Origin of the sequence: Aeromonas sp. QDB56 (genome assembly GCF_027705505.1) — a bacterium.
Classification (GTDB): Bacteria; Pseudomonadota; Gammaproteobacteria; order Enterobacterales; family Aeromonadaceae; genus Aeromonas; species Aeromonas caviae.
Window position 1 is genome coordinate 14,564 of the sequence record NZ_JAPDBZ010000006.1, and the last position, 20,238, is coordinate 34,801.

A 20,238-nucleotide genomic window follows, 5' to 3' on the forward strand; every position below is an offset into this window, starting at 1 on the left:
GTTCAGCGCCGTTTTTGCAGCTTGCTGGCGATGCGGCTTTGCGCCTCTTCCCCTTGGAGGGCCTGGGCGAAGGCGCGCGCTTCCAGGTCGATGACGAAATGCACCGCCTGTTTGAGCTCCTGCTTGAGCAGCGCCTTGCTCTTCTGGAGCGCCATCGGCGGCTTGGCCGCCAGTTTCAGTCCCTGCTCCCGAGCGAAGGGGAGCAGGTCCGCCGGGGCCAGCACCCGGTTGGCGAGCCCGAGACGCAGCGCCTCTTCCCCATCGATGGCCTCTGCCAGCAGCAACAGCTCCGCCGTCTTGAGGTGACCGACGGCGCGTGGCAGCAGCAGGCTGGCGGCAAACTCCGGCACCAGTCCCAGCTCGACGAAAGGCAGTTGCAGCCGGGCGTTGTCACCCAGATAGACCAGGTCGCAGTGCAGCAGCAGGGTAGTGCCGATGCCGACTGCCGGGCCGCCCACGGCGGCGATCACCGGTTTGGGGAAGTCGGCCAGGGTGTGCAGAAATTGCAGGATGGGGTCGTCCGGCTCAAGGGCGTGCTTGCCAACAAAGTCGGCCAGATCGTTGCCGGCGGTGAAGCACTCCGCCTGGCCCTGCAACAGCAGCACATGGACCTCTTCGTCCCGGGCGGCCTGGCGCAGTGCGTCGGTCAGCGCCAGATACGTTTCCGTGTTGAGGGCATTGCGCTTTTCCGGTCGATTGAAGGTCAGGGTGAGCAAGCCGTCCTGCTGTTCGGCCAGAATTGTGAGGGCCATGTCTGAATCCTTGTTGTCGGGGGCTGTCAAAAGCTTGCCACAGGGGTAAGCTTTGTCTCGTTTAACAACATCATAAAAGGATTTCAACCATGTTTAAACGTGCGTTTTATTCCACCATGGCACTGCTTCTGGCCGCCCCGGCCCTGGCCAAGGTCGACGCGGTCGATGGTTATGTGCGCCTGCTGCCCCCTGGCTCGCCGAACACGGCGGCGTTCATGGTGCTCAGGAACGATGGGGACAAACCGGTGAAACTGGTGGCGGGAGCGTCCCCTGAGGCGGGCCGTGTCGAGCTGCACACCCATTTGCACGAGAACGGCGTCATGAAGATGCGCCAGGTGGAGAGCATCGAGATCCCGGCCAAGGGGGAGGCCGTGCTCAAGCCCGGCAGCCTGCACATCATGTTGTTCGACATCCATACCCTGTCCCAGGGCACGCCCTTCCCGCTGACCCTGACCCTGGACGATGGGCAGACGCTGTCACTGAGCCTGCCCGTGAAGCCGGTCGAACCCATGAAAGGGATGAAGCACTGACATTTATGGACGCTTGTTCAGCTTTTTACTCTAGGTATTCCTTGCCCAGCGGGTAAAATGATGGCCTTTCCAGTCCAAAATGGAGCGAAGTGATGAAGAAGACCCTGATTGCCGGCACTGTGATGGCTCTGCTCAGCCATGGGGCCATGGCCGCCAATGACTGGCGTTTTGCGGCGGGTGCCGATCTGTGGAATGCCCAGGGAAGTGGCCAGGTCAGCAGCGTGGGTGCCGATGGCAGCTACGACGAGAACTACAACTGGAGCGGCTACCTGCAACTGGAGCACGGCATCCTGCTGCTGCCCAACGCCAAGTTCGAAATGTCCGACTTCAGCAGCAGCGGCGGCAGCTTCAACAACGATCTGCTGGCTTACGACCTGAGCCTCTACTATCGCCTGTTCAACAACGATCTGTTCCAGATCGATCTGGGTCTGACCGGTCGTCGCTACGACGGTGATTTCAACACCCAGCACTACTCCTATGACAAGGATGTGCTGATGGCCTACACCGGCGCCGAAGTGCGCATCCCGGGGACCGGCTTTGCCGCCTTCGGTGATGCCCGCGTGCAGGATGCCGACAACTACGACTACCGTCTGGGCGGCTCCTACAAGTTCTCTTCCGTGCCGCTCAAGATCCGCGCCGGCTGGCGTGAGGCCGAGATGGACTTCGATCGTGTCGATCAGACCATCGACGGCTGGTTCATCGGTGGTGAATTCACCTTCTGATCTCCCTGAGGAGCACACATGGGCCACATCATAGTGACTGGCGCGGGGTCCGGACTGGGCCGCGCCCTGACCATAGGGCTGGTTGAACGCGGCCATCAGGTTTCCATGATGGGTCGCCGTTACCAGAAACTGCAGGAGCAGGAAGAGCTGCTCGGCAAGGCGGTGATCGGCATTGCCGCCGATCTCGCACACCACGAAGAGGTGGATGTCGCCTTTGCCGCTGCGGTGGAGTGGTGCGGCCTGCCCGACATGGTGATCCACTGTGCCGGTGTCGGCGAGTTCGGCCCGGTGGGTGTCTACACCGCCGAGCAGATCCGCCGGGTGGTGGAGAGCAATCTCATCTCCACCATACTGGTGGCCCAGCAGACGGTGCGCCTCATCGGCGACAAGGGCGGCGTGCTGGCGAATGTGCTCTCCTCCGCCGCCCAGACCGGCAAGGCCAACGAGAGCCTCTATTGCGCCTCCAAATGGGGCATGCGCGGCTTTCTCGAATCCTTGCGGGCCGAGCTGAAGAGTGCTCCCCTGCGACTGGTGAACCTCTATCCGAGCGGGATCCGCAGCGAGTTCTGGGAGAATTCGGATCACGTGGATTCGAGTGGTTTCATGACGCCGGAAGACGCGGCAGCCTACATGCTGGATGCGCTGGCCGCGAGAAGCAGCTGCCATGTGACCGATCTCTTTATCGGTCGCAATAGTTGAGATAGTGGGCTCCGGCCCTTGCCGCCCAGCAGAGCAGAAACAAAAGGCGCGCCATTTGGCGCGCTTTTTCATTGATGTGCAGTGCTAAATTATCTGCTTGCCTGCCTCTCTTTACGCCGGGCCATCATGGATGTGAAGGCGGGTAAATTCAGTGCCGACATGGCATGAATGATTGATGATGCATGTCGGCACATATTATTTCCGAGTCGCATATTCCCGCAGGAAGGATGGAATCACCTGTTTTGGCTTCTTGCCAAGGGTCAGCAGCCATTCAAAATCCGGGTCGATGATGCCATGCCGACACGCCAACTCTTCCAACAAGGCAAGCCAGAGGTGGGCCGTCACCTCGGCATCCGCCAGGGCACGGTGAAACACCCCGTCATTGGGCAGGCTCCGGTATTGCACCAGGGTACCCAGCTTGTGATCCGGGGCATCGGGAAACAGGCGCCTTGATAGCAGCAGGGAACAGGCGAACTGGCCGCGGTATTGCGCCGGCAATCGCTCTATTTCCGCATCCAGAAAGCGCTTGTCGAAGGAGGCGTTGTGGGCGACCAGATTGTCATCACCGATAAAGTCGACGAAATCCGCCATCACCTCGTTACAGGGGGGAGCCTGTTTCAGCATGGCATTGCTGATCCCGGTATATTGCTCGATGAAGCTGCTCACGTTGAAGCCCGGATTCATCAATGCCGAGAAACGCTCACTGATATAACCATCCTTGATTCTGACGGCACCGATCTCGATGGCTCTATCCCCTTGTCCGGGTGAAAGCCCTGTGGTCTCGAAGTCGAGCACGACAACGGTATTGGCTGAGGCGATGGACATAACTTATCGGGCAAGCTGGGTAAAGAGCGCCAGTCTAGGAAATCAGCCGTGCCGTGTACAGGGCAATGCAGTTATCTCATTGGTTCACGCTGGAGACGCATTTTTGTACATCATGGCTGAGAGCCATATAAAAAGCCCCGAGTGCCGTGGCACTCGGGGCTTTCCTATGAAAAGCGAAAGGCGGTATGTCGCGTTATCAGCGACCCAGCTTGGCCTTGAGCAGGGCAACGATCTCTTTGATCGCCACTTCCTGCTTCTCGCCGGAGCGGCGGCACTTGTACTCCACCACGCCGTTGTCGAGACCACGGTCACCGATGACGATGGCGTGGGGCACACCGATCAGCTCCATGTCGGCGAACATCACCCCCGGGCGCTCCTTGCGGTCGTCAAACAGCACGTCCACCCCGGCGGCTTTGAGCTCGGCGTAGAACTGCTGTGCCTGCTCGGCCACGCGCTCGGACTTGTGCATGTTCATCGGCACGATGGCCACTTCGAACGGGGCGATGGCGTCCGGCCAGATGATGCCGTACTGGTCGTTGTTCTGCTCGATGGCGGCAGCCACCAGACGGGAAACCCCGATACCGTAGCAACCCATCTCCATGGTGACGGACTTGCCGCCTTCGTTCAGCACGCTCGCCTTCATCGCTTCGGAGTACTTGGTACCCAGCTGGAAGATGTGGCCCACTTCGATACCGCGCTTGAGCAGCAGCTTGCCCTGGCCGCACGGGCTCGGGTCGCCTTCTACCACGTTGCGCAGGTCGGCAACCTCAAAAGAGGTGATGTCGCGATCCCAGTTGGCACCGGTCAGGTGGAAACCGGTCTCGTTGGCGCCGCAAACAAAATCGCTCAGATGGGCGGCGCTGCGATCGACGATGATGCGACCGGCAAAGCCGACCGGGCCGATGGAGCCTGCATCGCAACCGGCGGCCGCTTTGATCTGCTCGTCATTGGCGAAGGTCAGCGGGTTAGCCACGCCAGAAAGCTTCTCAGCCTTGATTTCGTTCAGCTCGTGGTCGCCACGCAATACCAGGGCGATGACGGCCTGTTTGCCGTGCTCGTCTTCCTCGGCCAGTACCAGCAGGGTCTTGGCGATGGCGGTCGGCGCCACGTTCAGGAAAGCGGCCACTTCGTCGATGGTGTGGACGGCCGGGGTGGCCACCTTGGTCAGGGCTTTGGTTGCGGCAGCGCGCTCGCCAGCCGGTGCCAGGGCTTCGGCCATCTCGATGTTGGCGGCGTAATCGGATGTATCGGAGAAGGCGATCAAGTCTTCACCGCTCTCGGCCAGCACCTGGAATTCGTGGGAGCCGGTGCCCCCGATGGAGCCGGTATCGGCCTGCACCGGGCGGAAGTTCAGACCCATGCGAGTGAAGGCGGTGCAGTAGGCCGCGTGCATCTTCTCATAGGTATCGACCAGGGAGGCCTTGTCGATGTGGAAGGAGTAGGCATCCTTCATCAGGAATTCGCGGCCACGCATCACGCCGAAACGGGGGCGCACTTCATCGCGGAACTTGGTCTGGATCTGGTACAGATTCAGCGGCAGTTGCTTGTAGCTGTTCACTTCGTAACGGACCAGCGCGGTGATCACCTCTTCGTGGGTCGGCCCCAGCACGAAGGGGCGGTTGTGACGGTCGGTCAGGCGGCACAGCTCGGGGCCGTAGTCATCCCAGCGGCCGGACTCCTGCCACAGCTCGGCGGGCTGTACCACCGGCATGGACACTTCGACGGCACCCGCATTGTTCATCTCTTCGCGGACGATGTTTTCAATCTTCTTCAGGACCCGCAGGCCGGTCGGCAGCCAGGCGTACATGCCGGAAGCGAGTTTGCGGATCATCCCGGCGCGCAGCATCAGCTGGTGGCTGACAACTTCAGCGTCGGAGGGGGTTTCCTTGAGAGTGGAAAGCAGATATTGGCTGGTACGCATCGCGGTAGACCTTCGCTAGTTTGGGCCGCTTGGCCCTGGAAAATTTCAAGTGCGGAATTTTAACAGGCGAAGCCCCCCGGCCCAAGGGCTAAATTCAGCGGCGCTGGGGGGAGGGCGGGGGCCTTGCCCCGCCCGCACTAGACCCGAAATTGCGACAGCAACTGCTGTTGCTGCTGGCTGGCCTGATGGAGGGAGGAGGCCAGTTGCAGGCACTCCTGGGCTTCCTGTTCGCCCGTCTGGGCCTGCAGGCTGATATCCGAAACCTTGCCCGTGGTGTGCCCCAGGGTGTGGGAGAGCTGGCTGGTCGCCTCTGCCACCTGTTGCACCATGTCGGCGAGCTGATCGATGGCCTCTTCTACCTTGAACAGGATCTGCTTGGTGTTGTCGGAGTCCGCCATACCCGATTCCACGGTTTTCAGGTTGCGTTGCATCATCAGATAGGCCTGCTCTGTCTGCTGCTGGATGCTGTTGATCACGTCCGTTATCTCGGCACTGGAGGTGGCGGTGCGATTGGCCAGGGTGCGCACCTCGTCGGCCACCACGGCAAAACCGCGCCCCATCTCGCCCGCCCGGGCGGCTTCGATGGCGGCATTGAGTGCCAGCAGGTTGGTCTGCTCCGAGATATTGCTGATGGTGGAGATGATCTGGCCAATCTGCCCTGCCTGCTCCTTGAGGGCGTTGATGGCGGTGGCACATTCACCCACCTCCATGACCACCCGCTGCATGCCGGCGGTGGCGGAGGAGACATACTGGCTGCTTTGCGTGGTGAGCTGGCGCACCTCATTGGCGTTGTGTGCCGCCAGGTTGCAGTTGTCCGAGATGGTGGTGGCCACCTGCACCATCTGCTCGCTGTCGTGGTGCAGCGCCTGGGCATGCGCTGCGGTCTGGCGGCTGCTCTGGCTGATGGCCTGGACCCGGTTGACCGAGGTGTGCACGTGCTGGTTGATGTGCTGGTTGTTGTCCATGGTGGCGCTGATCATCTTCTGCAGCTTCTCGATGAAGCGATCCACGCTGCCGGCCAGGGAGCCAATCTCGTCGTCGCGTGAGAGGTTGATGCGGGCATTGAGATCTCCCTCCCCGGCGGCGATGTCCTGCATGCGCTTGTCGACCTGGAGTAGCGGACGAACAATGGTGCGTACCAGCCAGAAGCCGCAGCAGGTGACGATCAGCAGGCTGAGCAGCAAGCCCCCCAGGATGAGTCCCCTGGTGTAGTCGATGATGGCGTTGAGCTGGTGAACCTGATCCTCGACGGTGGCGTCCCCCTGGGCCTCGACCTCGACCAGAGCCAGCCTGAGCTGGTCGGCACTGTGTTCGTAACGGGCCAGCTGGTTCTGATAAGCGCTCAGGGCTGTGGTCCATTCACGGATCAGGCGGGCATTGTCGGCTTGCAGGGCACGATACTGGGTGGAGAGCATTTGGCCTGCAAACTCCCCGTCGCCGGGCACATCGAACTGGCCGGTTGCCAGCATGCCGTCAACCGCGTCCTGATAGAAGCGGGTGGCTTGTGCCAGCTCGGCCTGGATGGCAGGAGTGGGGCCTTCGCTCTGCATCTTCTCCAGCGCATAGAGCTGGCGCAGGAATCCGATGTTGGCCTCCATGCCGCCATCGGCCGCCTGCCAGCGGGTCGCGAGGCCGCCGTTCCAGCTGATGGCCTGATCCGGTGAGCGGGTGAGGCTCTCGACGGCCTCGTCACCGATCACCTCCAGCCTGGTCGAGAGGCGTGACATGCGTTCAGAACTGGCGCGCAGCGCCTCATCGGTGCTTGTGAAGGTGCGATAGAGGGTCAGCAGCTGTGCCTGCTCTTGCTGATAGGTCTGCTCATGCTGCTTCAGTGTGGTAATGGCCGCCGCATCGATGAGCCCGCCTTGCTCCACCCGGCGCAAGGCATCGCTGGCCGCTTCTTTTGCCCGTTGCAGTTCCGGTGCGTCGAGGGGGATCCCCGAGAGCATTTTCTGGATATAGAGCGACTGGTTGCCGAGTTCGATGGAGCCCTCCATGGCACCATCTGCCGTCTGCCAGGCGGCACCCAGGACGTAGGAGAGCAGATCAGCCAGCCGCTGGCTGCCATACCAGCCGATCGCCCCCATGCCCAGGGTGCAGCCGAGTAGAATGGTGAGTCCGAGGTTGGATGTGGTGACGATTTTCATGACTCAAGCCTTCCCTGGTGCCGAACAAGACCATTTCAGTGTTCAATCAATGACGAAGATGTGCCATCCCCGATGGAAAATAAAGTGACAGACAGTGTTCTCAACGAGGGAAATGGACGGGTATGAAGAGCGGGTCATCCCATGATCTGCATGGACCTATGCTGGATACTTATCCAGTTATTCTTTATGCTATGACCCAATTTGCGAGAGTCTGCGTGGCGAGGAAAAGAACATGATCGGTCGCTTGAGAGGCGTCATCATCGAGAAGCAACCCCCCGAGGTGTTGCTGGAAGTCGGAGGGGTGGGATATGAGGTTCATATGCCCATGAGCTGCTTCTATGATCTGCCCGAACTCGGGAAAGAGGCCGTCATTCACACCCACTTCGTGGTGCGTGAAGATGCCCAGCTGCTCTACGGCTTCAACCACAAGCAGGAGCGGGCGCTGTTTCGCGAGCTGATCAAGACCAACGGGGTCGGCCCCAAGCTGGCACTGGCCATTCTCTCCGGCATGACGGCCACCCAGTTTGTGATGAGCGTCGAGCGCGAGGAGATAAGCTCCCTGGTCAAGTTGCCCGGCGTGGGCAAGAAGACCGCCGAGCGCCTGGTGGTGGAGATGAAAGACCGCCTCAAGGGCTGGGTCAGCCACGATCTCTTCTCCCCGGCCGAAATCACCCTGCCCGCGAAAGAGAGCCCGCTGCGTGCCCCGGATGCGAGCGAGGAGGCGGCCAGTGCACTGGTGGCCCTCGGCTACAAGCCGCAGCAGGCCTGCCAGATCGTCAGCAAGGTGGCCGCCGACGGCATGTCGGTAGAGGAGATCATTCGTGAATCCCTGCGCAGCCTGGTGTGAGGTAGACAATGATTGAAGCGGATCGCCTCATCTCGGCCGGTGCCGCCCGTGAGGACGAGATCATCGATCGGGCCATCCGGCCCAGAAAGCTGGCCGATTACACCGGACAGGATCATGTCTGCGATCAGATGGAGATCTTCATCGAGGCCGCCCGCCAGCGCGGGGAGGCCCTCGATCATCTGCTGATCTTCGGGCCTCCCGGCCTTGGCAAGACCACGCTGGCCAACATCGTCGCCAACGAGATGGGGGTCAACATCAAGACCACCTCCGGCCCCGTGCTGGAGAAGGCCGGCGATCTGGCGGCACTGCTCACCAACCTGGAACCGAACGACGTGTTGTTCATCGACGAGATCCACCGTCTCAGCCCGGTGGTGGAGGAGGTGCTCTATCCGGCCATGGAGGATTATCAGCTCGACATCATGATAGGGGAGGGGCCAGCGGCCCGCTCCATCAAGCTCGATCTCCCTCCCTTCACCCTGATCGGTGCCACCACCCGGGCCGGCTCCCTCACCAGCCCCCTGCGGGATCGGTTTGGCATCGTGCAGCGCCTCGAGTTTTACAACGTCAAGGACCTGACCGACATCGTCTCTCGCAGCGCCCGCTGCCTCGGGCTCGACATGACGGAAGACGGCGCTCTCGAGGTAGCCCGTCGCTCCCGGGGGACACCGCGGATTGCTAACCGTTTGTTAAGGCGGGTACGAGATTTTGCCCAGGTGAAGTCTGACGGGCGAATTGACGGACCCATTGCGGCCCGAGCCATGGACATGCTGGACGTGGACAACGAAGGTTTCGACTTCATGGATCGCAAGCTATTGTTGGCCGTCATCGACAAGTTTATGGGGGGGCCAGTCGGGCTCGACAACCTGGCCGCCGCCATCGGTGAGGAGAAGGACACCATAGAAGACGTGCTGGAACCTTATCTGATCCAGCAAGGCTATCTGCAACGTACACCCAGAGGGCGGATCGCAACTCAGAGAGCCTACGCACACTTTGGCCTGGAACGACCGGCAGATTAGTAGACGTTGCGATATGAACCAAAAAGCCGCCCTTGAGGCCAATGCTGTTCACTTAAGAGAATTTGAGTTCCAGTCCACGTAGTATCAGGGCTAAAAAATGAGGGAGGCATGATGCCTCCCTCTTTCTATTGCAAGCCACGCTGGATAAAGGCTGAAGGAACATCGACTGGAAACAGCCTTGCTCCCCCAACTCAAGTCGCATTTATGAATAATTAGTCAAAAATGTGCTTATCTGAACAGCATTGCGCCCTTGAGGCGGCTTTTTGTTTTGCGGGCAAAAAAAAGCCCACGGCACAGGCGGTGGGCAAAGACAATTCAGGATGGATGTTCACAGACAGTGAGCGCGTCTGCAGACCGGTCGGGAAAAAACAGAGGAGCCGTCGCGAGGCTTCAGAGTCGGTTCATTTGATAGAGTTGAACGAAAGAAAGCTTGTAGTAACGGATGGTCTTGGCAACAAACTTTTTCATCATTAATCCCAACAAACAGGTTCGAAATGTTCATCGAATACGTACCGGGAACCCGGAATGACCGGCCTGTATTCAGAGGTATGCCCTCACTGCGAGGCGCATTGTAGGAGCTCTTTCCGGGTGGGGCAAACAAGAAAATCTATGGGCTTTTGATTAGATAAACTAATGTTTTTGGTGGGGGTGTCAATCCGCATAAACATGTGTTTTTACTGGGTTTAAATTGATTTTTGGATGAGCCTGGCCATTTATTGAAATAATCGAGATGCGAAGGCTTTATTCCCGGGGGTGTGTATTTGTTTAACAGAATTGAAACTATTTTTGCGAGTCATAAAATTGATTTAAATCAATTATTTACGACTTGTCGTTTTTTGTGATGAAGCTCCCATAATTAATGGGAAAAGCCCTATAAGTTACCTTGAAAAAACATGTATTGAGGGTGGTTTTACATTGATTTCAATCAAATAAAGGTGATATAAAACAGCGATCATTATAGGCGGGAATAGAACCCTGGTTATTGTTTATTAGATGTTAAACATTAGCTTTTTTTGTTCCTGTATATTGCCTTGTTGTTAATGTGGTGGCAGTCGAATCCGGTCAGTCCGCGAGGGGTGACCGACCGTTCGGGGACTTCCAATGGAAGCTTTGTCCTTAAAACTTAAAATAGCCGTGCCAATAATCGGTGAGGAAACATCATGATTGCTGAGCATGTGGTAGACCTATCGCGGTTCCAATTTGCTGCGACGGTCCTTTATCACTTCCTGTTTGTACCCTTGACGCTGGGGATGGCCTTCATCCTGGCGATCATGGAGTCTGTCTATGTGATGACCAACAACACAGTGTACCGGGACATGACCAAGTTCTGGGGCAAGTTGTTTGGTATCAACTTCGCCCTCGGGGTTACCACCGGGCTCACCATGGAGTTTCAGTTCGGTACCAACTGGGCTTACTACTCCCACTATGTCGGCGACATCTTCGGGGCCCCGCTGGCCATCGAAGGTTTGATGGCCTTCTTCCTAGAGTCCACCTTCGTCGGTATGTTCTTCTTCGGTTGGGATCGTCTCAGCAAGCGCCAGCACCTGGCGGCTACCTGGCTGGTGGCGCTCGGGACCAACCTCTCCGCACTGTGGATCCTGGTCGCCAACGGCTGGATGCAGAACCCGGTGGGTGCCGAGTTCAACTTCGAATCCATGCGCATGGAGATGGTGAGCTTCGCCGACCTGGTGTTCAACCCGGTTGCCCAGGTCAAGTTCGTCCACACCGTGGCGGCAGGCTATACCACGGGCGCCATGTTCGTGCTCGGGATCTCCTCCTATTACCTGCTGAAGAATCGTGATGTGGCGTTCGCTCGTCGCTCCTTCGCCATCGCGGCCGCGTTCGGCATGGCCTCCATCCTCTCCGTGCTGGTGCTGGGTGACGAGTCCGGCTACGAGACCGGGGAAGTGCAGAAGGTGAAACTGGCGGCCATCGAGGCCGAGTGGAACACGGAGCCGGCTCCGGCATCCTTCACCCTGTTCGGGATCCCGAACCAGGAGGAGATGCGCACCGACTACGCCATCAAGATCCCCTATGCCCTCGGCATCATCGCCACCCGTTCCCTGGACGGTCAGGTAACTGGTCTCAAGGATCTCAAGAGCGAGCATGAGCTGCGCGTGCGCAACGGCATGACCGCCTACGACCTGCTGACCAAGCTGCAATCCGGTGACAAGTCCGACGATACCCGCGCCCGCTTCGACGAAGTGAAGCAGGATCTGGGCTACGGTCTGCTGCTCAAGCGTTACACCCCCAACGTGACCGACGCCACCGACGAGCAGATCAAGGCTGCCGTGGATGACTCCATCCCGCAGGTACTGCCGCTGTTCTTCGCCTTCCGCATCATGGTTGCCTGCGGCATCCTGATGCTGGTGCTGATCGGTCTGGCCTTCTATGACAGCACCCGCCACAAGATCGGTGAGCGCAAGTGGCTGCTCAAGGCGCTGCTGTACGGCATTCCGCTGCCCTGGATCGCCATCGAGGCTGGCTGGTTTGTCGCTGAGTATGGTCGTCAACCCTGGACCATCGCCGAGATGCTGCCGACTTATGTCTCTGCATCCAACATTCCTGCGTCCGAGATCTGGTTCTCTCTGATCGGGATCTTCCTGTTCTACACAGTACTGCTGATCATCGAGATGTACCTGATGTTCAAGTATGCGCGCCTGGGCCCAAGCAGCCTGAAGACGGGCAAGTACCACTTCGAACAGAGCAAGGCATAAGGAGAGTGACCCATGTTTGATTACGAACTGTTGCGTCTGGTCTGGTGGGTGCTGGTCGGCGTGCTGCTGATCGGGTTTGCCATCACCGACGGTTTCGATATGGGGGTGGGCGCCCTGCTCCCCTTCGTCGGCAAGAAGGATGTGGAGCGTCGCGTGATGCTCAACACCATGGGGCCGCACTGGGAAGGCAACCAGGTCTGGCTGGTGACCGCCGGTGGTGCCCTGTTTGCCGCCTGGCCCATGGTCTATGCGGCGGCCTTCTCCGGCTTCTACATCGCCATGATCCTGACCCTGATGGCGCTGTTCTTCCGTCCGGTCGGCTTCAAGTACCGCTCCCTGCAGGAAGACGCCAAGTGGCGCTCCAACTGGGACTGGGCTCTGTTTGCCGGTAGCGCCATTCCCCCTGTTATCTTCGGGGTGGCGTTCGGCAACCTGCTGCAGGGTGTACCGTTCAGCTTCAACCAGTTCCTGATGATGACCTATCACGGCAACTTCTTCGGCCTGCTCAATCCGTTCGGTCTGCTGGCCGGTCTGGTTAGCCTCTTCATGATCATCACCCAGGGCGCAACCTGGCTGATGATGAAGACCGAAGGTGAAGTGCTGGCGCGCTCTCGCACCGCCGCCATGATCTTCTCCCTGCTGACTCTGGTGCTGTTTGCCCTGGCCGGTGTCTGGGTGAGCGGCATGGATGGTTATGTGATTGTGGGCTCCGTCGCCACCGACGCCGTCACCAACCCCCTTCACAAGGAAGTGGTGGTGCAGGCCGGTGCCTGGATGCAGAACTACAACCTCTATCCCTGGATGATTGCTGCACCCGTGCTGGGTCTGGTGATGTGTCTGCTGACCGCCGTGGCGGCCAAGCTGGACAAGGGGTGGGTGGCGTTCCTGTTCTCCTCCCTGGCCATCGCCGGCATCATCCTGACCGCGGGCTTCTCCATGTTCCCGTTCGTGATGCCCTCGAGCCTCGAGCCGTCCCAGAGCCTGACCATGTGGGATTCCACCGCCTCCTTCAACACCCTCAAGGTGATGACGGTAGTCGCAGTCGTCTTCGTGCCGACCGTGCTGGCTTACACCATCTGGACCTACATCAAGATGTTCGGCCGGGTGAGTAACAAGCACATCGAAGACAACCAACAATCGCTCTACTAAGAAGGTGCCCTGATATGTGGTATTTCACCTGGATCCTGGGGCTGCTGCTGGCCTGTGCGTTTGGGATTATCAATGCGCTCTGGCTGGAGCACACCGAGAACCTGGATCGTCAGATTGATGAAGACAAGTGACAGGCTCGCCCGGCTGGCCGCTCCTCTGGAGCGCCAGCCATGGCAAGGTCTGATGCTGCTGGCGGCGGCCCTGCTGGCTGTCGCCATCTTGCAGGTGCCCAACCTGGTCGCGGCCAACACCAGTGAGCACGGCCTCTGGCTTGCGCCCTGGCTGATGTGGGCGGTCTGTTGCGGTGTCATGCATGGACTGGGGTTTCACCCGCGCAGCCTGGTGGGTCGCGTGCTGTTCTTCCCCTGGCTTGCACTGCCCAGCCTGCTCTACGGGCTCTGGCTGACCAGCAGCTACTACCTGCCATAAATTATGAAGGAGGTCGGCATCAGCCCACCTCCTTCTTCTTTTTTGAGGGGCGTGCCGCCGTCCGGTCAGAGCGACAGAACCTCGCTTGTCACGCCGCTCGCAGGCACTTCTCTTGTCCGCTTTTCTTGCGATGCTGACAGCCCTGTGGTCTTCGGCTTGTCGGCGCCGCAGTACGCCATAAAAAACAGGGAGAGAGGGGATTTCCCTGTCTCCCCCTGCTTCTTTCCTATTCAGCCCTGCGCTATGATAGCCCCCCATCTGACTGTCGAATGGATCACAGATTTTTATGGGGGAAGTCTCTGAGTTTCCGGTGCGTGTCTACTACGAAGACACGGATGCCGGAGGCATCGTCTACAACGCCAATTATCTCAAGTTTATGGAACGGGCCCGCACCGAATTCCTGCGCGCAGGCGGCATCGAACAGGATGTCCTGCTGCAGGCGGGGATCGCGTTTGTGGTGAGTCGCACCGAAATCGACTTCCGCGCGGCGGCCCGCTTCAATGAACTGCTGACCGTAATGACGCAAGTAACTGAAGTGAAACGCGCTTCCATGCGTTTTTCACAGCAGATCCTGGCGGCTGATGGACGGCTGATCACTCAGGCCATGGTACAGATCGCCTGTGTCAGTCATCCGCAAATGAAACCTGTTGCAATACCTGAAAATATCAAGGGAGTGCTGTTAAGTGCACGCTGAAATTTCGTTTATTGGCCTGTTCTGGCAAGCCAGTCTGTTGGTGAAACTGGTCATGATGACCCTGATGGGCATGTCGGTCGTCTCCTGGGCGCTGATCATCCAGCGCTCCAAGGCCATCAAGGCGGCCAACCTCGCCTCGGAGCAGTTTGAAGACAGATTCTGGTCCGGGGTCGACCTCAATCGTCTCTACCAGGAGTCCTCCTCCCGTCGTGACGACATCGAAGGCATGGAAGACATCTTCTACTCCGGCTTCAAGGAGTATGCCCGCCTGCTCAAGGCCGGTGCCCGCGGTCAGGATGCGGTGATGGACGGTACCTATCGCGCCATGCGGGTCTCTCTGTCCCGTGCAGTGGACGATCTCGAGTCCAACCTGCCGGTCTTGGCGACCATCGGCTCCATCAGCCCCTATATCGGTCTGTTCGGTACCGTCTGGGGGATCATGAACGCCTTTATCGCTCTGGGTCAGGTTCAGCAGGCGACCCTGCAGATGGTGGCACCGGGTATCGCGGAGGCGCTGATCGCCACCGCCATGGGTCTGTTTGCCGCCATCCCGGCCGTTATCTTCTACAACCGCTTCACCAACAAGGTCGAACGGCTGGAAAACGCCTACGCCAACTTCATGGACGAGTTCACCACCATTCTGAACCGCCAAATCGCACAGCAGGGTGAGAAGTAATGCAAACCTATCAGCGGCTCAAACGCAAGAAGGTCGCCGAGATCAACGTGGTGCCCTATATCGACGTCATGTTGGTGCTGCTCATCATCTTCATGGCGGTCACGCCCGTGATCACGCAGGGGGTCAAGGTCGACCTGCCCCAGGCGGAGTCCGAGCAATTGCCGGAAGACTCCAAGCCGCCTTTCATCGTCAGCGTCAATACCGAGGGTGAGTACGTCATCAAGGCCGGCGAGGCGGATGACGAACCCGTACCGAGCGGCACCCCCGAGGCGATGCAGCAGTACATCACCGAGAAGGCCATGGGCTATCTGGCCATCAACCAGAACGCGCCCGTGGTGGTCGCCGGTGACAAGTCCGTACGCTACGAGGAGGTGATCCTGCTGATGGTGGCCCTCAAGAAAGCCGGTGTGCCTCAGGTTGGTCTGATGACGGATCCGGTGAACTGACGGAGATGGATGTGAAGCGTGGTATTTCCGGTTATCTCGTCGCGTCGCTGCTGCTGCATCTGATCATCGGCATCATCCTGCTGGTCGGTGTCGACTTCAGCAAACCCAAGCGCCCCGAGTCCAAGGGACAGATCGTCAATGCGGTCATGATGGACAGCGAAATGCTGGAGCAGCAGATGCAGCAGGTCCAGCAGCAGAAGCAGGCCCAGCCCAAGGCTGCACAGCAGCAGAAAGACAAGGAAGACGCTGAGCGCGTCAAACGCGAGCTGGCACAGGAGCAGGAGCGTCTGCGTATCGCCGAGACCAAGCGCAAGCAGGCCGAAGAGGCGACCCGCAAGGCCGAAGCCGACAAGCAGAAGAAAGAGGCTGAACAGAAGCAGGCGGAAGAGAAGGCCCAGAAAGCCGAGGAAGCCCGCAAGCTGGAAGAGCAGAAGACCAAGAAGGCCGAAGCCGAACGCAAGGCGGCGGAAGAGGCCAAGGCGCTGGCGCTCAAGAAGAAAAAAGAAGAGCTGGAGAAGAAGCAGGCTGAAGAGAAGGCCAAGGCGGAAGAGGCCAAGGCCAAGAAAGCGGAAGCCGAGAAGAAGGCCAAGGCCGAAGCCGAGAAAAAGGCGAAGGCGGAAGCCGAGAAGAAAGCCAAGGCCGAGGCCGAGAAGAAGGCGAAGGAAGAGGCTGACAAGAAGGCAAAAGCTGACGCAGAGAAGAAGGCGAAGGCCGAGGCTGACAGAAAGGCCAAGATTGAGGCGGAGCGCAAGCGCAAGGCGGCCGAAGAGGCCAAGTTGCAAAAAGAGATGGAAGCCATGATGGAGCAGCAGCTGGCCGCCGAGGCCAATGCGCGCAGTCAGGCAGCATCGGCAGCCGCCAAGGGCGAAGTCGACAAGTATGCCGCCCTCATCAAGGCCACGGTCGAGCGCTACATGATTTTGGATCCCACCATGCGGGGCAAAACATGTACTATCGGTGTCAAGTTGGCCAGTAGCGGCTTCGTCATCTCGGTGGACAACGGTCAGGGTGATCCGGCGGTCTGCCGCTCCGGCAAGGCGGCGGTGCTGAAGGCCAACCAGTTGCCGGTGCCGAAGGATCCGGCGGCATTCGAGATGTTGAAGGAGTTTAACCTCAAGTTAGAACCGAGCATCTAAGCGTGATAGAACGGGGTCAATGACCGTGGTTGGCAGCATCTGCTGATAAAGGGATTTCACCTCTCATTTTTTTGGAACAGAGTATTTAAGCCATGATAAGAAAAGTGTTTTTTGCTTTGGTTGGCTGCCTTCTGCTAGGCCAGAGCGCTCAGGCGGCCTTGGACATCGTCATCACCGGCGGTATCGACAGTGCGCGCCCCATCGCCATCGCCCCCTTCAAGTGGGAGGGCAATGGCCAGTTGCCGCAGGATATCGCGGAAGTGGTCTCCAACGACCTGATGCGCAGCGGCAAGTTCAAGCCGCTGGCTCGTGGCCAGATGCCGCAGACGCCGAGCACCAGCGGCGAGATCAACTTCGCACCCTGGGCTTCCCAGGGGGTCGAAGCCGTGGTGGTCGGCTCCATCGCCGCCGTGGGTGATGGTACCTACAAGATCAACTTCGAGCTGGTCGACGTCCTGAAAGGCCAGCTGGCCAAGACCCAGGGCGGTGAAGCGAACGGTTACATCCTGGACAGCCGCATGGCGACCATCCCGGGTGCCCAGATGCGCCAGTTTGCCCACCGCATCTCCGACATCGTCTACGAGCGTCTGACCGGTGAGCGTGGCGCCTTCCTGACTCGTCTGGCCTATGTCTCCGTGCAGCAGGGCACCCAGTTCCCGTATCAGCTGCGGATCTCCGACTACGACGGCTACAACGAGAAGACCCTGCTGCGCTCCCGTGAACCCCTGATGTCCCCGGCCTGGTCGCCGGATGGCAGCAAGCTGGCTTACGTGAGCTTCGAGAACCAGAAGTCCGAGATCTATGTGCAGGACATCTACACCCAGCAGCGCAGTCTGATCACCAGCTTCCGTGGCATCAACGGTGCGCCGGAGTGGTCTCCAGATGGTCGTCGTTTGGCTATTGTTCTGTCCAAAGATGGGCAGCCTGACATCTATGTCGTTGATGTTGCTAGCAAGCAACTCACCCGAGTCACAAATAACCGTACCATCGACACCGAACCCTCCTGGATGCCGGACGGTCAAACTTTGCTGTTCACCTCTGAACGTGGTGGCAAACCCCAGATTTATAGCGTAAATTTGGCGACTGGCATGACTCGCCGGATGACCTGGGAAGGGGATTCCAACCAGGGGGCATCCATCACACCGGACGGCAAGTCCATGGTGATGGTGACCCGGGTTCAGGGACAATATCGCATCGCTCGCCAGGATATGGAAAATGGAGCCATGCTGGTACTGACCCAGAGTGCTCTGGATGAATCGCCAAGTGTGGCTCCCAATGGCAGCATGATCATTTATGCCACCATCTATCAGGGTCGTAAGAGTCTTGCATTGGTGTCGACCGACGGTCGCTTCAAGGCAGTGCTTCCGACCAGTAGCGGTGAAATTCGTGCACCAGCTTGGTCGCCCTTCTTGAATTGATAAAAATCGATTGTTTTTTGTTTTGTTATAAAGGTTTAAGGAAATAGCATGCAACTCAATAAACTGCTCAAGGGTCTGGCCATCGCACTGCCACTGTTCACCCTGGCTGCCTGTAGCTCCTCTTCCGACTCCGACGCCGCTGGCGCCGAGTCCGGCATGACCGACGGCATGGGCGGTGTACAAACCGGCGGCGCCAACGGCATGTTGTCCCCGGAAGAGCAGATGCGTCAGAAGTTCGAAGCGCTGCAACGCGACAACGTGATCTACTTCCCGTACGATGGTTACGACATTCAGGGTCAGTACGCCGACCTGCTGGATGCCCACGCCAGCTACCTGCGTGAACGTCCGAGCGTCAAGGTACTGATCGAAGGCCACGCCGACGAGCGCGGTACGCCGGAATACAACATCGCGCTGGGTGAGCGTCGTGCCAAGGCTGTTGCCAAGTATCTGCAAACCCTGGGTGTGCAGGCCGAGCAGCTCTCCATCGTCAGCTATGGCGAAGAGAAGCCGCTGGATCTGTCCCACACCGAGGAAGCCTTTGCCAAGAACCGCCGTGCGGTCCTGGTTTACTAAGGTTTGAGTCGAACGAAGTTCGTTTATATGCAAGCGGCCATTTCGATGGCCGTTTTATTTGCACTAAACGTCAAGGTTTGATCCGAATGAAATCTGTATCAGCGAGCGACTATGCGCTGGCCGTTTTATTTGCACTAAACGCTAAGGTTTGATCCGAATGAAATCTGTGTACAAGCAAGCTGGTGTTGCGCTGGCCGTGTTGGTTGCTTTGAATACGCAAGCGGCGGCACCCGTGAGCGATCTGAGCGGGGATTCTGGCAGCAGCGGCGTGGTGCTGAGCGGCAACAATGGTGCCATCGTACCGACCGGCAGCCTGGAAGACCGGGTTGCTCTGCTGGAGCGTACCCTCAACGCCCGTCTGCGTCTGCAGGCCGAACTGCAGCAACAGGTCGACTCCCTGCAAGGGGAGGTCTCCGAGCTGCGTGGTCAGCTGGAACAGCAGACCTACCAGATGGAGCAGTCCCAGGAGCGCCAGCGCCAACTCTACCAAGAGCTCGACAAGGTGGCCAACAGCCAGCCTGCCGCCACGCCCGCAACACCTGCTGCAGGTGCTGCAACGCCTCCTGCCGCGGCTGCCAACTACTCCACCAACCAGGATGAGAACCAGGCCTACGACGCAGCCGTGAACATGGTGCTCAAGGAGAAGAACTACGACAAGGCCATTCCTGCCTTCGAAGGGTTCATCAAGCAGTTCCCGAACTCCAGCTATGTTCCCAATGCCCACTACTGGCTTGGCCAGCTGATGTTCAACAAGGGCGACAGGGCGGGGGCCGCGAGCCAGTTCTCCACGGTGGCGAACAAATACAGCAAGTCACCCAAGCGGGCCGATGCCCTGCTGAAACTCGGCATGCTCGCCCAACTTGACGGCAAAAAAACAGAGGCCAAGGCCTTCTATGAGCAGGTGATCAAGGGTTACCCCAACACCTCGCCGGCCCAGCTGGCCAAACAGAGTCTGGCCAAGCTGTGACATTGCTGCATGTCACTGTTTTCGTAACACTCTTGTAAATACCGCCGTGCTTTGTATGCGCAGTGAACAATCAGATTTAAATTAAGATTTTTCTATTGCGCCAGGATGATAAATCCGTAATATAGGCCGCCGTCAGAGCCGGAGCAGTAATGCAGTCGGCACTGGTCGTGGTGAGGGTCGTTAGCTCAGTCGGTAGAGCAGTTGACTTTTAATCAATTGGTCGCTGGTTCGAATCCAGCACGACCCACCATTTCTTCACAGCAGGTGAAGACAATATTCCCAGGTCGTTTAGCTCAGCTGGGAGAGCACCTCCCTTACAAGGAGGGGGTCACTGGTTCGAGCCCAGTAACGACCACCATGTTGTAACGCTGGCCGCCACATGCGGCTGGTGAAAGGTTCAGGATGTGGGTCGTTAGCTCAGTCGGTAGAGCAGTTGACTCTTAATCAATTGGTCGTAGGTTCGAACCCTACACGACCCACCACTCTGAATACAGAATCCCAGGTCGTTTAGCTCAGCTGGGAGAGCACCTCCCTTACAAGGAGGGGGTCACTGGTTCGAGCCCAGTAACGACCC

At 58.7% G+C, this 20,238-nt stretch carries 20 protein-coding genes and 4 tRNA genes; 20 read left to right on the forward strand and 4 right to left on the reverse strand.

What is annotated here, in order from left to right; translation table 11 throughout:
* Positions 1 to 2: 2 nt before the first annotated feature.
* Positions 3 to 752 carry an enoyl-CoA hydratase gene (locus tag OKB81_RS01765; RefSeq protein WP_270805114.1) on the reverse strand — a complete coding sequence of 250 codons (750 nt, stop codon included), beginning with the start codon at positions 750 to 752 and terminating at the stop codon, positions 3 to 5.
* An 89-nt stretch (positions 753 to 841) separates the two neighbouring features.
* Here OKB81_RS01765 and OKB81_RS01770 point away from each other — a divergent pair, with 89 nt between their 5' ends.
* The 3 genes from OKB81_RS01770 to OKB81_RS01780 all read left to right on the forward strand — a co-directional run bounded on the left by OKB81_RS01770 (position 842) and on the right by OKB81_RS01780 (position 2,703).
* Positions 842 to 1,282, forward strand: coding sequence for a copper chaperone PCu(A)C (locus OKB81_RS01770; protein ID WP_134997075.1), 441 nt, complete (start codon positions 842 to 844; stop codon positions 1,280 to 1,282).
* A gap of 92 nt (positions 1,283 to 1,374) precedes the next feature.
* Positions 1,375 to 2,004 carry a TIGR04219 family outer membrane beta-barrel protein gene (locus tag OKB81_RS01775; RefSeq protein WP_043155850.1) on the forward strand — a complete coding sequence of 210 codons (630 nt, stop codon included), beginning with the start codon at positions 1,375 to 1,377 and terminating at the stop codon, positions 2,002 to 2,004.
* Positions 2,005 to 2,022: 18 nt separating this feature from the next.
* A complete protein-coding gene (locus OKB81_RS01780; RefSeq protein ID WP_160836602.1) occupies positions 2,023 to 2,703 on the forward strand; it encodes an SDR family oxidoreductase in 681 nt (226 codons plus the stop codon).
* Between the two features lie 195 nt (positions 2,704 to 2,898).
* On the opposite strand, the gene OKB81_RS01785 is transcribed toward OKB81_RS01780, so the two are convergent.
* From OKB81_RS01785 to OKB81_RS01795, 3 genes are all read right to left on the reverse strand, one after another.
* Complete coding sequence (locus OKB81_RS01785; protein WP_270662590.1) at positions 2,899 to 3,528, reverse strand: 3'-5' exonuclease; 630 nt, start codon at positions 3,526 to 3,528, stop codon at positions 2,899 to 2,901.
* A gap of 196 nt (positions 3,529 to 3,724) precedes the next feature.
* Entirely contained in the window at positions 3,725 to 5,449 is a 1,725-nt protein-coding gene (locus tag OKB81_RS01790; protein WP_128296422.1) for a proline--tRNA ligase, read from the reverse strand.
* Between the two features lie 137 nt (positions 5,450 to 5,586).
* Positions 5,587 to 7,596: a methyl-accepting chemotaxis protein gene (locus tag OKB81_RS01795; protein ID WP_160836598.1), complete on the reverse strand. Its 2,010-nt coding sequence runs from the start codon at positions 7,594 to 7,596 to the stop codon at positions 5,587 to 5,589.
* Positions 7,597 to 7,828: 232 nt separating this feature from the next.
* Here OKB81_RS01795 and ruvA point away from each other — a divergent pair, with 232 nt between their 5' ends.
* The 17 genes from ruvA (at position 7,829) to OKB81_RS01880 (ending at position 20,238) form a co-directional block, all read left to right on the forward strand.
* Positions 7,829 to 8,443, forward strand: coding sequence for a Holliday junction branch migration protein RuvA (ruvA, locus tag OKB81_RS01800; RefSeq protein WP_160836596.1), 615 nt, complete (start codon positions 7,829 to 7,831; stop codon positions 8,441 to 8,443).
* 8 nt (positions 8,444 to 8,451) lie between these two features.
* Positions 8,452 to 9,459, forward strand: coding sequence for a Holliday junction branch migration DNA helicase RuvB (gene ruvB / locus OKB81_RS01805; RefSeq protein ID WP_160836594.1), 1,008 nt, complete (start codon positions 8,452 to 8,454; stop codon positions 9,457 to 9,459).
* 1,160 nt (positions 9,460 to 10,619) lie between these two features.
* Complete coding sequence (locus OKB81_RS01810; RefSeq protein WP_160836592.1) at positions 10,620 to 12,176, forward strand: cytochrome ubiquinol oxidase subunit I; 1,557 nt, start codon at positions 10,620 to 10,622, stop codon at positions 12,174 to 12,176.
* 12 nt (positions 12,177 to 12,188) lie between these two features.
* Complete coding sequence (cydB, locus tag OKB81_RS01815; RefSeq protein ID WP_010672870.1) at positions 12,189 to 13,325, forward strand: cytochrome d ubiquinol oxidase subunit II; 1,137 nt, start codon at positions 12,189 to 12,191, stop codon at positions 13,323 to 13,325.
* Positions 13,326 to 13,339: 14 nt separating this feature from the next.
* Entirely contained in the window at positions 13,340 to 13,456 is a 117-nt protein-coding gene (gene cydX / locus OKB81_RS01820) for a cytochrome bd-I oxidase subunit CydX (RefSeq protein WP_005331536.1), read from the forward strand.
* On the forward strand, positions 13,443 to 13,754 hold the full coding sequence (locus OKB81_RS01825) for a cyd operon YbgE family protein (protein WP_160836628.1): 312 nt from the start codon (positions 13,443 to 13,445) through the stop codon (positions 13,752 to 13,754). Before cydX ends, OKB81_RS01825 begins: the two co-directional genes overlap by 14 nt.
* A gap of 286 nt (positions 13,755 to 14,040) precedes the next feature.
* Entirely contained in the window at positions 14,041 to 14,448 is a 408-nt protein-coding gene (gene ybgC, locus OKB81_RS01830; protein WP_160836590.1) for a tol-pal system-associated acyl-CoA thioesterase, read from the forward strand.
* Positions 14,438 to 15,124 (forward strand): protein TolQ, encoded by a 687-nt coding sequence (tolQ, locus tag OKB81_RS01835; RefSeq protein ID WP_010672873.1) that lies wholly within the window; start codon positions 14,438 to 14,440, stop codon positions 15,122 to 15,124. The genes ybgC and tolQ overlap by 11 nt, the downstream gene beginning before the upstream one ends.
* A complete protein-coding gene (gene tolR / locus OKB81_RS01840) occupies positions 15,124 to 15,570 on the forward strand; it encodes a protein TolR (protein ID WP_010672874.1) in 447 nt (148 codons plus the stop codon). The genes tolQ and tolR overlap by 1 nt, the downstream gene beginning before the upstream one ends.
* A gap of 5 nt (positions 15,571 to 15,575) precedes the next feature.
* Positions 15,576 to 16,706, forward strand: coding sequence for a cell envelope integrity protein TolA (gene tolA, locus OKB81_RS01845; RefSeq protein ID WP_042014603.1), 1,131 nt, complete (start codon positions 15,576 to 15,578; stop codon positions 16,704 to 16,706).
* 92 nt (positions 16,707 to 16,798) lie between these two features.
* Positions 16,799 to 18,124, forward strand: coding sequence for a Tol-Pal system beta propeller repeat protein TolB (gene tolB, locus OKB81_RS01850; RefSeq protein ID WP_010672876.1), 1,326 nt, complete (start codon positions 16,799 to 16,801; stop codon positions 18,122 to 18,124).
* A 48-nt stretch (positions 18,125 to 18,172) separates the two neighbouring features.
* Complete coding sequence (pal, locus tag OKB81_RS01855; RefSeq protein ID WP_010672877.1) at positions 18,173 to 18,697, forward strand: peptidoglycan-associated lipoprotein Pal; 525 nt, start codon at positions 18,173 to 18,175, stop codon at positions 18,695 to 18,697.
* Positions 18,698 to 18,854: 157 nt separating this feature from the next.
* Entirely contained in the window at positions 18,855 to 19,664 is an 810-nt protein-coding gene (gene ybgF / locus OKB81_RS01860; RefSeq protein ID WP_160836588.1) for a tol-pal system protein YbgF, read from the forward strand.
* A gap of 174 nt (positions 19,665 to 19,838) precedes the next feature.
* Positions 19,839 to 19,914: transfer RNA gene (locus OKB81_RS01865), tRNA-Lys, on the forward strand.
* 32 nt (positions 19,915 to 19,946) lie between these two features.
* A tRNA-Val gene (locus OKB81_RS01870) sits at positions 19,947 to 20,022 on the forward strand.
* A 48-nt stretch (positions 20,023 to 20,070) separates the two neighbouring features.
* Positions 20,071 to 20,146, forward strand: a tRNA-Lys gene (locus tag OKB81_RS01875).
* A gap of 19 nt (positions 20,147 to 20,165) precedes the next feature.
* Positions 20,166 to 20,238 (forward strand) — tRNA-Val (locus tag OKB81_RS01880).

What these genes read in the sequence shown, in the direction of transcription:
- OKB81_RS01765 (WP_270805114.1), bottom strand. Translation starts at nt 752, where the DNA reads ATGGCCCTCACAATTCTGGCCGAACAGCAGGACGGCTTGCTCACCCTG.
- OKB81_RS01770 (WP_134997075.1), top strand. Translation starts at nt 842, where the DNA reads ATGTTTAAACGTGCGTTTTATTCCACCATGGCACTGCTTCTGGCCGCC.
- OKB81_RS01775 (WP_043155850.1), top strand. Translation starts at nt 1,375, where the DNA reads ATGAAGAAGACCCTGATTGCCGGCACTGTGATGGCTCTGCTCAGCCAT.
- OKB81_RS01780 (WP_160836602.1), top strand. Translation starts at nt 2,023, where the DNA reads ATGGGCCACATCATAGTGACTGGCGCGGGGTCCGGACTGGGCCGCGCC.
- OKB81_RS01785 (WP_270662590.1), bottom strand. Translation starts at nt 3,528, where the DNA reads ATGTCCATCGCCTCAGCCAATACCGTTGTCGTGCTCGACTTCGAGACC.
- OKB81_RS01790 (WP_128296422.1), bottom strand. Translation starts at nt 5,449, where the DNA reads ATGCGTACCAGCCAATATCTGCTTTCCACTCTCAAGGAAACCCCCTCC.
- OKB81_RS01795 (WP_160836598.1), bottom strand. Translation starts at nt 7,596, where the DNA reads ATGAAAATCGTCACCACATCCAACCTCGGACTCACCATTCTACTCGGC.
- ruvA (WP_160836596.1), top strand. Translation starts at nt 7,829, where the DNA reads ATGATCGGTCGCTTGAGAGGCGTCATCATCGAGAAGCAACCCCCCGAG.
- ruvB (WP_160836594.1), top strand. Translation starts at nt 8,452, where the DNA reads ATGATTGAAGCGGATCGCCTCATCTCGGCCGGTGCCGCCCGTGAGGAC.
- OKB81_RS01810 (WP_160836592.1), top strand. Translation starts at nt 10,620, where the DNA reads ATGATTGCTGAGCATGTGGTAGACCTATCGCGGTTCCAATTTGCTGCG.
- cydB (WP_010672870.1), top strand. Translation starts at nt 12,189, where the DNA reads ATGTTTGATTACGAACTGTTGCGTCTGGTCTGGTGGGTGCTGGTCGGC.
- cydX (WP_005331536.1), top strand. Translation starts at nt 13,340, where the DNA reads ATGTGGTATTTCACCTGGATCCTGGGGCTGCTGCTGGCCTGTGCGTTT.
- OKB81_RS01825 (WP_160836628.1), top strand. Translation starts at nt 13,443, where the DNA reads ATGAAGACAAGTGACAGGCTCGCCCGGCTGGCCGCTCCTCTGGAGCGC.
- ybgC (WP_160836590.1), top strand. Translation starts at nt 14,041, where the DNA reads ATGGGGGAAGTCTCTGAGTTTCCGGTGCGTGTCTACTACGAAGACACG.
- tolR (WP_010672874.1), top strand. Translation starts at nt 15,124, where the DNA reads ATGCAAACCTATCAGCGGCTCAAACGCAAGAAGGTCGCCGAGATCAAC.
- tolA (WP_042014603.1), top strand. Translation starts at nt 15,576, where the DNA reads ATGGATGTGAAGCGTGGTATTTCCGGTTATCTCGTCGCGTCGCTGCTG.
- tolB (WP_010672876.1), top strand. Translation starts at nt 16,799, where the DNA reads ATGATAAGAAAAGTGTTTTTTGCTTTGGTTGGCTGCCTTCTGCTAGGC.
- pal (WP_010672877.1), top strand. Translation starts at nt 18,173, where the DNA reads ATGCAACTCAATAAACTGCTCAAGGGTCTGGCCATCGCACTGCCACTG.
- ybgF (WP_160836588.1), top strand. Translation starts at nt 18,855, where the DNA reads ATGAAATCTGTGTACAAGCAAGCTGGTGTTGCGCTGGCCGTGTTGGTT.